Below are 14,447 nucleotides of genomic sequence, written 5' to 3'. Positions count from 1 at the left end.
AACCGAACAAGGATCCATCATGCTCTCGACCTTCATCACGCAGTGGGAAAACGCCAATCTCGCCGCCTTCCAGTTGTTCAGCAAGCTCGTTGCGCAATCGGCCAACCCGGCGGGACTTGCGGGAGCCACGTCGGATGCCGGTGCGTGGCGCGCTTTCGTACGCACCGTTCTCCAGAGTAGCCAGCAGTACACAACGGCGTCGCAGTCGGCATTCGACACCGGCTGGCGCGAGCAGCGCGATCGGTTCGGACTGGCCGGTGCGGCTGCCGCGATCAAGGAACTGGCCGCGATCCAGGCCGATCTCGCGGCGCGCATGACCCAAGGTCACGTGCAGCACACCGGCGCGCTCACCGACGCGGCCGCCCAATATCTCGACGACCTGTCTCGCAGCCGCAGCGCAACGGATGCCGCGATGGCGTTCGGCCGATTCGCGAACGACGTGCAGGCGCAGAGCCGCGCGCAAGCGCTGCATACATCGTCGGTAGCCGGGAGCGTCTCTCCTGCCCTCACGCAGTGGGTCGAGAAGCATCTTTCGGACGACAACACGGAGCAGGCGAAATGAACATTCACCTGCGGTTCATCAACCGGTCGAACGACCGCGGCAACAGCGAAGTCGTGCTGTTTCAGCGCAACGTGATTCCCGATTTCGACGAGCTCGCGATTGCATGGAAGGTGATTCGCTTCTGCGGCCGCGACTGCATCCATCCGTTCGTCTATTCGACCGGGATCGAGATCGCACTCGGCGACGAGCACGGCAACTACTCGCCGCGCGCCACTGCGCAGGGCGGCGAGCGGTTCGTCGTCGGCGTTCATCCGACTGGCCGCGCCCGGCTCACCGCCGATCCGGCACCGGCGGGCGGTGCGGACAACAGCGCGGACATCCAGGTGGTCAACCGCATGCAGCGCGGCGCGGTCAATGTCAACGCCTTCAACGCGGGCAAGCTGATCGCCACCAAATGGGCCGTGGCGCCCGCCCAGAAGGCGGTGTTCCGCTTCACCCCGGTGCTGTGGATCGGCGCGGCATCGCAGGTTCAGGAAGGCCGCGCGCTGAGTTCGGCCGTGCTGTCGAGCGACAACACGATGCTGCCCCTCAGCGGCATTGCCGCCGCCGACATCGTGATGACGGGTGGCGGCAGCGGCGCCGATGCGCAGCCATTCGGTTTCGCGCTCGAAAACGTCGTGCACGTCTAGCGCGAAACGACGCCCGCAGACGGCGGGACCCCTCTCTTCTTTCGTTTGACGGCCAGCCCGCCGGGCAGGCCGGTGGGAAGGTGCGCGGCAAACCGATTGCCGCATTTCAACTCAAGGAGCAGGCAAGTGGATATCCAGCTGAACTTCGTAAACCGTTCGAACGATGCCAACAATTCGAACATCGTGATCTTCCAGAAAAACGTCGCGACGGATTTCGACGAACTGGCGATCGCGTGGAAAGTGATCCGTAATTGCGGCCAGGGCGACAACCATCCGTTCAAGTTTCCGATGACGATGAGTGTGAGCGCGAGCGACAGCTACGGCAATTACATGCCGCAGCAAACCGCCACAAACGGCCAGGTCTTCCAGATCGTCCGCTCGACGTCGGGCGACGTGCTCACGCTCGGGACTGAGCCGGGCAATAGCTCGGAGGTCCAGGTCCGCAACGATCTGCCGAACGGCGCTGCGAACGCGACCATCTACAAGGACGGCAGTCCGCTTGCGACCAAAACATCGATCGCGCCTGGGCAAAAAGCCGTTTTTCAGTTCAAGCCGACGCTGTGGATCGGTGTCGCGTCGCAGATCGAACAGGGCGCGTTGCTGAATTCGGCGGTCATCTCGGACATCAACACGGAACTCTCGCTGCTCGGCATCGCGAGCGCCGACATCGTGATGACGGGCGGCGGTCCCGGCCCACGCTCGTTGCCGTTCACATTCCGGCTCGAACACGTCGTGATGGCGTAACGGATGCGCAGGCGGCGTCGGACGATTCGTCATTCGACGCCGTTTCACTACACCAGGAAAAGGTTAGCCATGGACATCAAACTCAACTTCATCAACCTCTCAAACGACGTCAACAACAGCCAGATCGTGATCTTTCAGAAAAACGTATCGACTGATTTCGACGAGCTCGCGGTCGCGTGGAAGGTGATCAGCAACTGCGGGCGAGGTGACAATCACCCGTTCGTTTTTCCGCTGCAGACAAGCGTTACCGCAAGCGATGCGGACGGTAACTACATGCCGCAGAAAGTCGCGCAGAACGGCCAGATGTTCAGCGTCGCACGCGCGGCATCCGGCAACGTGCTTGCCTTGGCAGGTGCATCGTCGAGCTCGCGGGAGATCCAGCTACGCAACGATTTGCGCACGGGCGCCATTACCGCTGGCGTGTTCAAGGACAACCGGCTGCTGGCGAAAAAAACGGGCATCGTGCCGGGACAGAAGGCCGTGTTCGAGTTCAAGCCAACGCTTTGGATCGGCACCGCGTCGCAGATCGAGCAAGGCGCAGTGATGAATTCGGCCGTGATCTCCGACATCAACACGGAACTGTCGCTGCTCGGTATCGCGCGCTGCGACATCGTGATGACGGGCGGTGGCGGCGGAACGACAGCGGTTCCGTATCAGTTCAGGCTGGCAAATGTGGTGATGGGCTAATCGGACGCGGGCTCGGAAGAAATGGCCGCCCCCTATGCTGCGGGTCGGCCTGTTTCCGGGTATGGCCGGCTAACACCAACTCCCCCCACTTCGATTGTGCGAACGACCCACTGCGTTCATCGATATGCGCCTACTCCTGAAGAAAATGAAGCGTCCGCAAGCGCTGTTGAGCATGGCGGTGCTAGCCATCCTGGTTTACGCAACAGCGCACGCCCTGCCGACCCGACACATCCGCATTGCGGCGGGACCGGTCGACGGCAGCTACTACGAGGCCGCCCTGCAGTACAAAAGGCTTATCGAGGCAAAGGGCTATCAAGTGGAAATCGTGTCGTTTGGGAATACCGACGAAATCGCGGCGCATGTGGCCGACGACCACGAGCACTTCGACATCGGTTTTGTTGCCGAAAGCCGTGGCGGCAGGAGCAGCGGGAAATTGATGTCACTTGGCGATATCCAGTTGCAGCCGATCTTCATATTCGAGAATCGTCGAATTGGCGCGACCCGGCCGATCACATCGTTTGCCGACATGCGCGGCATGACGCTGGTCCTGCCACCGGAGCGCAGTTTGACCAGCCGCACGCTGCTGCGCATTTTCTCTCTGAGCGGCATCGACACACAGAACACCCACATCGAGTTCCTGCCGCTGAATGAGGGCATCACCCGCTTGAAGCAAGGCCGATTCGACGCAGGTCTGTTCATGCTCGGCGCCGACAGCGACTTGATGGCGGATCTGGCAAAAAATCCGGATTTGATCATGGCGCAGGTTGTGCAACGGAACGCGATTGCAAAAAAGCTGACCTATTTGAAGGAAGTCAAGCTGCCGGCCGGTATCTACGATCTCGAGCACAACATTCCTGCGCACGACGTGGACATGCTGGCGGCGACGATCTCCGTGGTTGCCCGGCGCGCGTTGCCGCCGGCGACAACATACGCGGTTCTCGAAGCGATGCGCGAAGTTCATCGCAAGAGCAGTTACGTGAACGGCACCGGCGATTTCCCGCGCTATTCAGGCAACGCCGGCCAGACGGGCGGCCTGGTCGACGATTTCTATCTGAACGGCGTGCCCTGGATCTACTCGCACCTTCCGGTTGAGTTCGCCAGCGTGATCGACGCCTATCTTGCCCCGCTGTTGGCACTCTGGCTTGTGACGAGCGCGCTGAGCGTGATCTCGAAACTCGAGGAAATGCGTTTCTTCGCGATGGTTGCATTGGCGCGAGTCGCACTCTGGTGGGTGCACTGGCGGAGCAGGAAGGGCGTGGCGCTATCCAGCCGAACGCGGTCTGTCATCGGAAAAATTGAATCCGGTATCGCGAAGGAGAACGACGGCATCCACGACCTGCTGATCGAACTGCGGAAAACGATCCAGGCCTAGCCGGCCATTTCGGCGACGGCCAGGTGTCGCGCCAGTTACTTCGGGGAGTCATGTGATGCAATCCAATCAGATCGCAAGAGAAATGCAGCGGACGTACGACCAGTACTTTCTGAGCAGCGGCTATAGTCGGCGCTATCCGCGCCCCAACGCGGCAACCCTCGACTATCTCCTCGCGAACGGCGCCCGCGAAGCCGGACGAATTCTCGATTTCGGTTGCGGTAACGGGCGCTATTCCCTTGCATTGCTGGCGCATTCGGAGGCGAACCTGATCGCATACGACATATCGGCATCGTCGCTGATCGAGTTCGAGGGCAATTTGATGAATACGCCGTATCGGGAACGCGTCACCTTTGTCTACGACGATCTTTCCGGCCTGAGCCACGCGCGCCCGTATGACTTGATCCTGATGCTGTTCGGCGTGCTGTCTCATCTAGGCGATCGCACCACCCGCATCGCGACGCTGTCGAGGCTGCGCGCCCTGGTTCGCGAAGACGGCCGTGTGATTCTGTCGGTTCCGTCCATCCTCCGCCGGCGGCCACGGGAGCTCTTCAAGTGCGCGCTCGCCCGACGCCTGGGCCGGGCGCAGCCGCCGCTGAACGAGCGCGGCAATATTTGTTTCACGAGACAAGTGGACGGCCATCAGCTGACATTCTTCTATCACCTCTATGCGTTGAAGGATCTTCGTGACGAGCTTGCGGCAGCGGGTTTTGCGATACGCCATTGCGAGGCCGAGAGCGTGCTGCCCGAGTGGTGGGTGACGCAATCGCGCATTCTCGGCCGCGTCGACCGGTGGCTCGCTGCCTGGATCGCTCCTGTTCTAGGCTACGGCATTCGTGTGCTGGCAGTGCCGATATGACCGCGGTGCTGCCGAACCGTGCCTGGCGACGAGCGCATCGTGCAAGACAGCTGTACGCGGCCGCCTGCCTGCTGCTGACCGTCGGCACGGGATACGCCGCCGGGCGGCTCGATGCGATCAGGCAACGTGGCGTATTGGTGGTCGGCGTGAAGACCGATTACCCACCGTTCGGCATGCTGTCGAGCAAGGCCGTGCAGGAAGGGTTCGAACACGATCTGGCGGCCGATCTGGCCAAACGCCTTGGCGTGCAATTGCGTACGGTCGGCGTGACCGGCACGAATCGATTGGAGGTGCTGAACGAAGGCCGGGTCGACGTGACGATAGCGACGCTCGCCGACACCTCGGAACGGCGGCAGATCGCAACGCTGGTCGAGCCGGACTATTACACTTCCGGCGTCACGTTGATGACGCGCCCAGACAGTACGGTGAAGACGTGGGCGGATATCCGCGGCAAAACGGTGTGCGCGACGCAAGGCGGTTACTTCAACCGGACTATGGCAGTTCGCTATCTGCTGAACCTGCAGATATACGGGAACGGGCGCGACGCGAAGCTGGGCGTGCGCGACGGACGTTGCATCGGGTGGTTGTTCGACAACACCGCGATCGCCGGAGACCTGCGCTCCAGCGAGTGGCACGGGTATCAGATCAACCTGCCGCCGGAATTGCCGACACCTTGGGCAATCGCGATTGCGCGCGCAGCAAAGGACGATGCACTCGAGCGCTTCATTGGCGATACGGTCGCGGACTGGCACAGACGAGGCACCTTGATCGCGCTCGAACGCAAGTGGGGCCTGCCGCCATCGAGCTTCCTCGCCGATATGCACGATCTATGGAGCAGGAGAGACCCGAGCGGGCACTACGTTTGCAGCCGTCAAGCCGACGGACGCTGGCCCGGCGCATGCCATAACCCGGCCTTCGTCACGTCCACCGATGTAACCGGCTTGCGCAGTTGGGGATTGCGGGTCTACGAAAGCACCGGCATCAATCTGACCTACATCTATGACGACTATGAACGCGGCGAATTCCTGCATGCACTGGGGCTCACTCTTGCGCTGACGGTATGTTGTGTATCAGGCAGCATCCTGTGTGGCGTAGCGCTTGCGCTGCTCGCCGCGTGCGGAATTCCGGCGGTGGGCGCAGCGCTCAGAGGCTTCGCGTTGCTGGCACGAACGACGCCGCCGCTACTGCAGATCTACGTACTGATGTTCGGCGTCGGCAGTGTCGCTGCCGCTCGCTGGGATCTGCGCTTCAATGCCTTCTGGATCGTCGTCCTGTCACTGAGCCTATACACCGGCGCCGGCTTGATGCGCATGCTGGAAGAGGCGGCGCACCACGAACGGAAGCTGAGACCCGATTTCGCTCTGCACGCGGCAACGCTCGGCCGGTTGATCCGGCGCTCGTCGGCATCGATCACGGGGCTGCTCATCAACGTGACGAAGGCCACGATGATGGCAAGTGCGGTGGCAGTGCCCGAGCTGCTGTCGGTTTCGACTTCGATCATCGCCGAGCATGGCAACGTCGCCACCATGATGAATACGCTGATGCTGTTCTTTCTATTGCTGGTCTTCGTCGTATTGCGGCTGCTGCGGTGGGCCCAGAGGGGATGGTGCGATGGGGGGAATTGAACCCGTCGTCAAGGACCTGTACGTCTGGACGCCGTTTCTGGCGGCCGGCTTCATGTGGAATATCGTCATTTCGCTCGTTGCATTGATCGTCGGCACGGGCTGGGGGTATGTGCTGGCGCGATTGCGTCTTTCGCCACACGACGTCTTGTCGAAAGCGGGAAATGCGGCGACCGAATTGATGCGCAACATACCGACTTTCGTTTTCCAGTTCTATCTGGTTTTCATGCTGCCGGACGCGCTGTCGTTGCCGTCTACCGCTGTGCAGCTGCCGTTTCCTTCCTGGTTGAAGGCTGCCTTGGCGCTCGCACTCGCAGTAGCGGGCTTCGTCTCGGACAATTTGTTGCTTACCTTGAGCGAACCGCGGGAAGAACGTCGCCGTGCGATGCTGCTTTTCGTATCGAACTGGGGACACTTCTTCGTCGTTATCGTGATGGCATCGTCGACGGCCTCGGTGATCGGCGTGTCGGAACTTGTCAGTCGCTGCAATACCGTGATCAACGTGATCGGAAAGACGGAAGCGATGCTGTGGGTGTACCTCTACGCGATGACCTGGTTCTTTCTGTTTTGCTATTCGACAACGGTGCTCATCCTGAAGCTGTCGCGTCGACTGGACCGTGAATGACTGGTTTGGCCGAGAACCCAACCAGCCAGGAGATATTTTTCGTCCACGACTTGAAGCCGGATCCGGCTTCACGACGCAATTTTCTGAGAATAACGTTTCCGATAAGAAAGGTTGCTCGACACCTCATACGCACCAACTTTACACACGCTCCATCACCGTCCCAGCGGCACGTGATCGATCAAATCACGAGTCTCAAACCTGCCAGCAATCCGCGACAGCCCCCTCAATCTCCCCCATCCACCTCAAATGTTATGATCGGAAACACCGAACGCCTCTAAAAGCGCGCATTTGAGCCACACCCCCATGGATACCCATCTCACCAAACCGCCTGAGCAATCCACGACCGACCTCGGCCGGCGCGTCCGCGCCGCGCGCCAGGCGCAGGACTTGACGCTGGAAACCGCGAGCCGCCTCTGCGGCGTCTCACGCTCGACGCTGTCAAAAGTCGAAAACGGCCTGATGTCCCCGACGTTCGACGTATTGCAGAAAATCGTCCTTGGTCTGAAGATCGAAATCGGCGAGCTGTTCGGCTCCACGCCGAAAGTCAGCGCCAGCGGCCGGCGTGCGCTGACCCGCAAAGACGCGGGTCAACGTCATGCCTACCGCGGCTACCAGATGGAGTTGCTCGCCACCGACCTCGCGCACAAAGCGATGCTGCCGTTCCGCATCCGCATCTCCGCGCACACGCTGGACGCGTTCGACGACTGGGGCCGTCACGAAGGTGAAGAATTCCTGTACGTGATCAGCGGCAGCGTATGCCTCTATTCCGAGTTGTACGCGCCGACGCATCTGAACGCCGGTGACAGCCTTTACTTCGACAGCCGCACCGGCCACGCCGCGGTATCCACCAGCGACGAAGACGCCGAGGTGTTGTGGATGGCGACCAGCGCGGACATCCCGCAAGTACCGCCAGCCGAGTCGCCGAAGAAATAAAGCGCGTGCGTGAGCGGCGCTTTAACGTGTTTTAACGCGCCGCCAACGCCCTCTGCGCCAGTTGCGCGATATGCAGCGCATGACGTCCAGTGCCCTGTTCGATCTGTTCGCGGCAACTAAAACCGTTGGTCAACACGATCGTTTCCTTCGGCGCACCACGCACCAACGGGAACAGCTTGTCCTCGCCGATTTTCTCCGACAGCGCGTGATGCTCGGCGTTAAAGCCGAACGATCCCGCCATGCCGCAACATCCCGTATCGAGCAATGTCCATTTGACACCGAGCTTCGTCAGCAGCGCGGTATCGCCTTGCATGCCGAACAGCGCCTTCTGATGACAATGCCCATGTACGACCACGTCCGCTTCGAGCGTCGGCCAATCGAACGGCTGGCGCGCGACAAAATCGGAGAATTGAAAAGTCTGCGCCGAGAGCTGTTTGGCCAGCGCGTGATCGGGGAGCTGCTTGAGCAGTTCGTCCTTGAACACCGACAGGCAACCCGGTTCGAGACCGACCAGCGGCACACCGGCGGCGATGTCGTCGGCGAGGTCGTCGAGAATACGAGTGAGTAATTCGCGCGCGCGTTCGAGCAAGCCGAAGTCATACAAGGGGCGCCCGCAGCACAACCGGTTCTTCGGCAACACGACGTGCCAGCCGATTTGCGTCAGTACGTCAGCTGCGGCTTGCGCGACGTCCGGCGTGAAATGATCGTTGAACGTATCGACCCACAGAATGACTTTCTTCGCGTCTTCGCGGCCGCGAGCCGCACGCTCAATCTGTGACGAGCGCCGCGCGAGCTGCCGATACGTTTGCGTCGCAAACTTCGGCAATTCACGCGCTTGCGCCACACCCGCAACCCACTTGCCCACCGACGACAAACCCGGCGCCGACGTCATGAAGTTCGTCAAACGCGGGAAGCGCGCCGCCCACGGTGCCCATTCGCCGATCCGTCCCATGAACAACGCCTGACGCGGGCGACGGTTCGTCGCATAGTAATGCGAAAGAAATTCCGCCTTGTACGAAGCCATATCCGTATGCGTCGGACAATCGGATTTGCAGCCCTTGCACGCAAGACACGTATCAAGCGCTTCTTTCACTTCGCGGCTTTGCCAGCCGTCGGCGATCACGTCGCCTTGCAACATTTCCCAGAACATATGCGCGCGGCCACGCGTCGAATATTTCTCTTCACGGGTTGCGCGATAGCTCGGGCACATCGTGCCGCCTTCGAGCGAACGGCACTTGCCCATGCCGATGCAACGCTCGATCGCGCGCTGGAAACCGTCGCCCTCCTGGCTGGCGAACGTCAGCTTCGTTTGCAAGGTCACCGGCTTGTAGGCGGGACCTACGCGCAGGTTTTCGTCGGCGCGATACGCATGCACGACCTTGCCGGGATTCAGGCGGTTAGCCGGGTCCCAGATCGCCTTGAACTGCTCCATAGCCTGCATCAGTTCGGGGCCGAACATGATCGGCAGGAACTCGGCCTTGGCCTGGCCGTCGCCGTGTTCGCCCGATAACGAGCCGCCGAACTCGACCACCAGCTCAGCCGCTTCGCGCAGAAAGCTGCGCCACTTCGCGACGCCTTCCGCGCTGCGCAAATCGAAGGTAATGCGTGCATGCACGCAACCGTCGCCGAAATGGCCGTACAGGCTCGTCTCGTAGCCATAGCGATCCACCAGCGCCTGGAACGCGCGCAGATAATCGCCGAGGCGCAACGGATCGACCGCCGCATCTTCCCAGCCGACGACCGGATCGGGTGTGCCCGGATCGACCGCCAACGCCACCGCCGATGCCCCCGTTTCGCGGATCGACCACACCTTCGCCTGCAACGCGCGATCCTCGACGAGCATCGCGGAGACGTTCGGCCCCGCTTCGCCGGATGCGAAATAATCCGCCGCCGCTTGCGCCTGACGCACCACGTCCTCCTGCGTGTCCGCACCGAATTCGAGCACGACCCACGCGTCGCCTGCCGGCAGCAACGCGATCTCGTCCTTCTTCAAACCGCGCGCCTGCAAGCCGCGGATGATCGCGCGGTCGAGTCCTTCGATCGCAATCGGCGAACAGTGCATGAAATGCGGCACGGCATCTGCGGCGGCGTAGATGTCGGTGAAGCCGGCCACGACGATCACGCGTTTCGCCGGACTCTTCACGAGCCGCACTTTCGCCTGCAAGGTCACGGCGCACGTGCCCTCGGTGCCGACCAGCGCACGCGCGACGTTAAAGCCGTTTTCCGGCAGCAGTTGATCGAGATTGAAGCCCGACACGCGCCGCTTGATTTGCGGGAATTTCGCGCGAATCAGATCGGCGTAGGTGTCGCGCAGTTGCTTGAGGGCGGCGTAGATGTCGCCCTGACGGCCGCCAGCCGCGATGATGCGCGCGAGTTCATCGTCCGAGGTCGGGCCGACCCAGAAACGCGCGCCGTCGAAGGTCGCGATTTCCAGCGCCTCGACGTTTTCGACCGTCTTGCCGGCCATCACCGAATGCGCGCCGCACGAGTTGTTGGCGATCATACCGCCGAGCGTGCAGCGGCTGTGCGTGGCAGGATCGGGCGCGAACGTGAGGCCGTGTTGCTCGGCGGCGTCACGCAAGGTGTCGCAGACCACGCCCGGTTCGACGACGGCTACGCGCGCCGCCGGATCCACCGACACCACGCGATTCACGTATTGACTCGCGTCCGCGACCACCGCGACGTTCACGCATTGGCCGTTCTGCGAGGTGCCGCCGCCGCGCGCGAGGAACGGCACGTCGTTGCGGCGGCATGCGGCGACTGTCTCCAGCAAATCGTCGACGTCGGCGGGCACCACGACGGCGAGCGGAACTTGCCGATAGTTCGACGCGTCCGACGCATACAAGGCTTTCGTGCCTGGGTCGAAGCGCACTTCGCCACGCACGTGGCGGTGCAGATCGGCTTCAAGCGCCTGCATCACGGCGGCCGTGCCTTTAAAAGGCCGCGCGACCGGTTCCGCTCGCGCCGCGTGACGCGCTGCATCGTCTATGACGTTCACGCTCACGCCTTGCTCTTCATCGATTGATGCTCCCATCGCGTCTCTCATGTCTCGTGTCCAACGCTCGCCCTGCCGCCCTGCACTCACGCAGCCTGGCTAGCGGTCATCTTGAAGATGCCCTGTGCGTTGCCCGCGTCGAAACGCAGGTCCGTTTCCCAGCGGCGTGCGTCCTGATCGAAGGTGCGCTTACGCGTGATGAACTCGTAGAACGAACCCGGTACTTCACGCGTCACAATGCTGCCATCGGCCGCACGAAATTCGCGCCGGACGATGTCCGCGCGATAGGCGGTCTGAAACACGCGGCCCGAACGTGAACGCTCGACTTCCGGCTTCATCGGACGACCCTTCGCCTTTTCGTCGTCGGAGAGTTTGAACACATCGGCGACGCGGTCGGTAGCGTGATTGAACGCGTTGCCTTCGGTCGCGATCCACGCCATTTCCGCCGATTCCTTCAACAATACTTCGTAGTCGGCTTCGCGTGGCGTCTCGTGCTGGCGCGCAAACGCGCCGACGATCACCGGCAGCAACGCATGCGCCGCGTCGAGCGGCAGCACGCCTTCGCGCTCGAGTTCCCACAACTGGCCGACGGCCTGCGGCGTCAACGGATCGCGCGACGCGCCGATCACATTCGTCACCGCCTGCTGGAATTCCGCCGAAAAACGCTCGGGATGCAATTCGCTGACAAAGAACTGCGCGATCTCATCGGGCGCGTCGTCATGAGCCCACGCGCGACCGGTCATGCCGAGACGGTCGAGCGGATAGCGGCCGTTGATGCTGAAGCCGAGCGGACGCAGGATGCGCGCGAACGCGGCTTCGCCCGGCGGCAGCGCGCTGCTGTGCGGCCAGCGCACCGTGCGCAGCGCGCCGTGGTCGAAGTACACGCTGCCGCCGGCCGCAATCGTCTCCTGCGTGTATTGGCGGCCGTTCGCGGAGCGCGCCAGCAGGCCTTCGAACAGCGCCATATTCATTGCCTGGGCGAGTTCGGCGCGCGTCACGACGCCGTCTTCCCATTCGTTCAATACCTGCGGATGGTTCAACGTGGCGAACAGCGTCGCCGTCCTGTCGGCGCCGAGCAGTTTCAGCAGCAGTTGTTCGACATTCGCATTCTTGATGTTTCGCATATCGGTTCTCGGGTGACGCGCTCGCGCGGGTTCGCTCGCTTCAAGGGGGCCTGCCGGCGTGGCTTCAAGGCGCAAGCGCGGCATCGTTCGAGCGACATTATTCAAATTCGCGGGAACGCCGTAAAGCGAGATAAAATCGCCACTTGATGCGTTTTTAGAATTAACATGCGAAAGTTTAAGATCCCCAACATGGGCGCGCTGCTCGCTTTCGAGGCCGCCGCACGGCACGAGAGCTTCACGCATGCGGCACGCGAGTTGTTCCTCACCGAAAGCGCGGTGTCCCGGCAAATCAATACGCTGGAGAGCAATCTCGGCGTGCGGCTGTTCGTGCGCGTCAAGCAGCGCGTCGTGCTGACGAAGGCGGGCAAGGTCTATAGCGCGCAGGTGCGGCGCTCGCTGGAACAACTCGACCGCGACACGCTGTCGATCATCGCGCACGGCAGCGGCGGCGGTTACCTGGAACTGGCGGTGCTGCCGACTTTCGCGTCGCAATGGCTGATTCCGCGGCTGGCGGAATTCAACACGCAGTATCCCGACGTGCGGGTCAACATGGGCGTGCGCACCGGCACCTTCCCATTCGCGGACACGCATTTCGAAGCGGCTATTCACTACGGCAAACCGACATGGCCGGGCACGTCGGCGGATTTCCTGTTTCGCGAGGAAGTCGTGCCGGTGTGTGCCGCGAGCCTGTTGACGCGGCCGGTCGAGTCAGCCGCCGATCTGCTCGACTACCCGCTGCTCCACTCCACCACCCGGCCCGACGGCTGGGCGTCGTGGTTCGCCAACCTAGGCGTGGAAGACAACCGGACCATGCAAGGGGTTCGCTACGAACTGCATACGATGCTGATCAGCGCCGCCGCGGCCGGCCTCGGCATCGCGCTGGTGCCGCGCTTTTTCGTCGACGCGCAGCTCGAGCATCTCGGACTCGTGATGCCGCTCGACTCACCAGCGGTCGCGGACTCTGCGTATTACCTCGTCTATCCAACCGAGTTGAGCCACGGCAAGCCGCTCGCCAGCTTCCGCGAGTGGCTGCTGCAGGAAGCGGCGGCGTATAGCGCGGTCAATCCTGAACTGGCCGGCAACAGCGACACCGATTAAGCGCCGGTCGCCTCGCGCGCTTGCGCCAACGCGCTCAGATTGCCTTCGCCGAAACCGTGGTGACCTTGCCGCTGCACGATTTCGAAGAAGATTTCCCCCGCGCGGCGCCGCACAAACGTCTGGAAAAACAGTAGCGGCACGCCGTCGGCGCCGATCTCGCCGTCCACCAGAACGTGCGTGCGCTTGAGCCGTTCGACGTCGAGCCCGTGGCCCGGCAGGCGCGCATCCAGTTGCTCGTAGTAACGCGGCGGCGGCTCGACGAACTCGACGCCGTTCGCCAGCAATTGCTCGACGCACGCGAAGATATCGTCGGTGGCGAGCGCGATGTGCTGCACGCCCTCGCCCGGATGATCCGGCAGATACTCGTGCATCAGATTCGTGCGGCGTGTGCCTTCTTCATACAGCGGAATGCGGATCGCGCCGCACGGCGACACCATCACGCGCGATTCCGCCGACACATGCCAGTTCGCGTGCAGTTCGTGAATCTCGCGGAAATTGAGCAGATCGCGATAGAAGTCGAGCCATTCCTGCATCCGGCCCGCGCCAACCGTTTGCGTCAGATGATCGACCGCGACGAGGCCGGTGCCCGCGTGGCTCAGGTCGGCTTGTGCGGTGTCGATCTCGATCGGCCGGAAGTCGATGTCGAAGATCGAGATGTCGCCGAGGCCGCCGCGCTGGCCGCCACGGCCGCGCCAACGGTCGACGAAATAGATGTGCGAGTCGCCGATGCCCTGGATCGCCGGGATCAGCAGTTCGCCCGCGCCGAGCCTCTCGCCTTCGAAGGCCCATGCGCCGAGTTCGATCGCGCGGTCGAAGGCGCGCTGCGCATCCGCCACCCGGATGCCGATCGCGCAAATGCCCACGCCGTATTCTTCGGCATAGCGCGCGGCGAACGAGTCCGGCTCGGCGTTGAGCAGAAAATGCATCTCGCCCTGACGATACAGCGTGACGTCCTTGCTGATATGGCGCGCAATCGCCTTGAAGCCGAGTTGGGTGAACGTCTCGCTAAGCACCTGCGGCTCGCGCGCGGCGAACTCCACGAATTCAAGGCCGGCAGTGCCGAGCGGATTGTGCTCAGGAACCGATACGGCGCGCAGCGCGGCCTCCGGGGTGGGCAAGTCGCTGGGCATGGCATTCTCCTTGTACAGTCTTTCGACGCTTTTGCAGATGTTCGGTGCGGGTCGTCATACGCTCGCAACG

Annotated in this window: 13 protein-coding genes; 10 read left to right on the top strand and 3 right to left on the bottom strand. The window is 62.3% G+C overall.

Features of this window, described 5'->3' with window-relative positions:
• The first annotated feature begins 19 nt into the window (after window positions 1-19).
• The 9 genes from WN982_RS22040 (at window position 20) to WN982_RS22000 (ending at window position 8,030) form a co-directional block, all read left to right on the top strand.
• Window positions 20-562, top strand: a complete 543-nt coding sequence (locus WN982_RS22040; RefSeq protein WP_341317816.1) for a hypothetical protein — start codon at window positions 20-22, stop codon at window positions 560-562.
• Complete coding sequence (locus WN982_RS22035) at window positions 559-1,191, top strand: hypothetical protein (protein WP_341317815.1); 633 nt, start codon at window positions 559-561, stop codon at window positions 1,189-1,191. The genes WN982_RS22040 and WN982_RS22035 overlap by 4 nt, the downstream gene beginning before the upstream one ends.
• A 126-nt stretch (window positions 1,192-1,317) precedes the next feature.
• Window positions 1,318-1,935: a hypothetical protein gene (locus WN982_RS22030; RefSeq protein ID WP_341317814.1), complete on the top strand. Its 618-nt coding sequence runs from the start codon at window positions 1,318-1,320 to the stop codon at window positions 1,933-1,935.
• A 69-nt stretch (window positions 1,936-2,004) separates the two neighbouring features.
• Window positions 2,005-2,622, top strand: a complete 618-nt coding sequence (locus tag WN982_RS22025) for a hypothetical protein (RefSeq protein ID WP_341317813.1) — start codon at window positions 2,005-2,007, stop codon at window positions 2,620-2,622.
• 145 nt (window positions 2,623-2,767) lie between these two features.
• Window positions 2,768-3,994, top strand: a complete 1,227-nt coding sequence (locus tag WN982_RS22020; RefSeq protein ID WP_341317812.1) for a TAXI family TRAP transporter solute-binding subunit — start codon at window positions 2,768-2,770, stop codon at window positions 3,992-3,994.
• Between the two features lie 55 nt (window positions 3,995-4,049).
• The gene (locus WN982_RS22015; RefSeq protein WP_341317811.1) at window positions 4,050-4,850 is read left to right on the top strand and encodes a methyltransferase domain-containing protein; all 801 of its coding nucleotides are present in this window, start codon (window positions 4,050-4,052) and stop codon (window positions 4,848-4,850) included.
• Window positions 4,847-6,475, top strand: a complete 1,629-nt coding sequence (locus WN982_RS22010) for a transporter substrate-binding domain-containing protein (protein ID WP_341317810.1) — start codon at window positions 4,847-4,849, stop codon at window positions 6,473-6,475. Before WN982_RS22015 ends, WN982_RS22010 begins: the two co-directional genes overlap by 4 nt.
• Window positions 6,462-7,097 carry an ABC transporter permease subunit gene (locus WN982_RS22005; RefSeq protein ID WP_341317809.1) on the top strand — a complete coding sequence of 212 codons (636 nt, stop codon included), beginning with the start codon at window positions 6,462-6,464 and terminating at the stop codon, window positions 7,095-7,097. The genes WN982_RS22010 and WN982_RS22005 overlap by 14 nt, the downstream gene beginning before the upstream one ends.
• Before the next feature lie 303 nt (window positions 7,098-7,400).
• Window positions 7,401-8,030 carry an XRE family transcriptional regulator gene (locus WN982_RS22000; protein WP_341317808.1) on the top strand — a complete coding sequence of 210 codons (630 nt, stop codon included), beginning with the start codon at window positions 7,401-7,403 and terminating at the stop codon, window positions 8,028-8,030.
• 31 nt (window positions 8,031-8,061) lie between these two features.
• On the opposite strand, the gene WN982_RS21995 is transcribed toward WN982_RS22000, so the two are convergent.
• Complete coding sequence (locus WN982_RS21995; protein ID WP_341317807.1) at window positions 8,062-11,064, bottom strand: FAD-binding and (Fe-S)-binding domain-containing protein; 3,003 nt, start codon at window positions 11,062-11,064, stop codon at window positions 8,062-8,064.
• 47 nt (window positions 11,065-11,111) lie between these two features.
• Window positions 11,112-12,149, bottom strand: a complete 1,038-nt coding sequence (locus tag WN982_RS21990) for a DUF1338 domain-containing protein (protein WP_341317806.1) — start codon at window positions 12,147-12,149, stop codon at window positions 11,112-11,114.
• Between the two features lie 165 nt (window positions 12,150-12,314).
• Between WN982_RS21990 and WN982_RS21985 the strand changes: the two genes are divergently transcribed.
• Window positions 12,315-13,247, top strand: a complete 933-nt coding sequence (locus WN982_RS21985) for a LysR substrate-binding domain-containing protein (RefSeq protein ID WP_341317805.1) — start codon at window positions 12,315-12,317, stop codon at window positions 13,245-13,247.
• Here the strand turns inward: WN982_RS21985 and WN982_RS21980 are convergent.
• On the bottom strand, window positions 13,244-14,377 hold the full coding sequence (locus WN982_RS21980) for a VOC family protein (RefSeq protein ID WP_341317804.1): 1,134 nt from the start codon (window positions 14,375-14,377) through the stop codon (window positions 13,244-13,246). The genes WN982_RS21985 and WN982_RS21980 overlap by 4 nt on opposite strands.
• Window positions 14,378-14,447 lie beyond the last annotated feature (70 nt).

Source organism: Paraburkholderia sp. IMGN_8 (genome assembly GCF_038050405.1).
In the GTDB taxonomy this organism is placed as follows: Bacteria; Pseudomonadota; Gammaproteobacteria; order Burkholderiales; family Burkholderiaceae; genus Paraburkholderia.
This window is presented reverse-complemented; position numbering and strand designations above follow the sequence as displayed.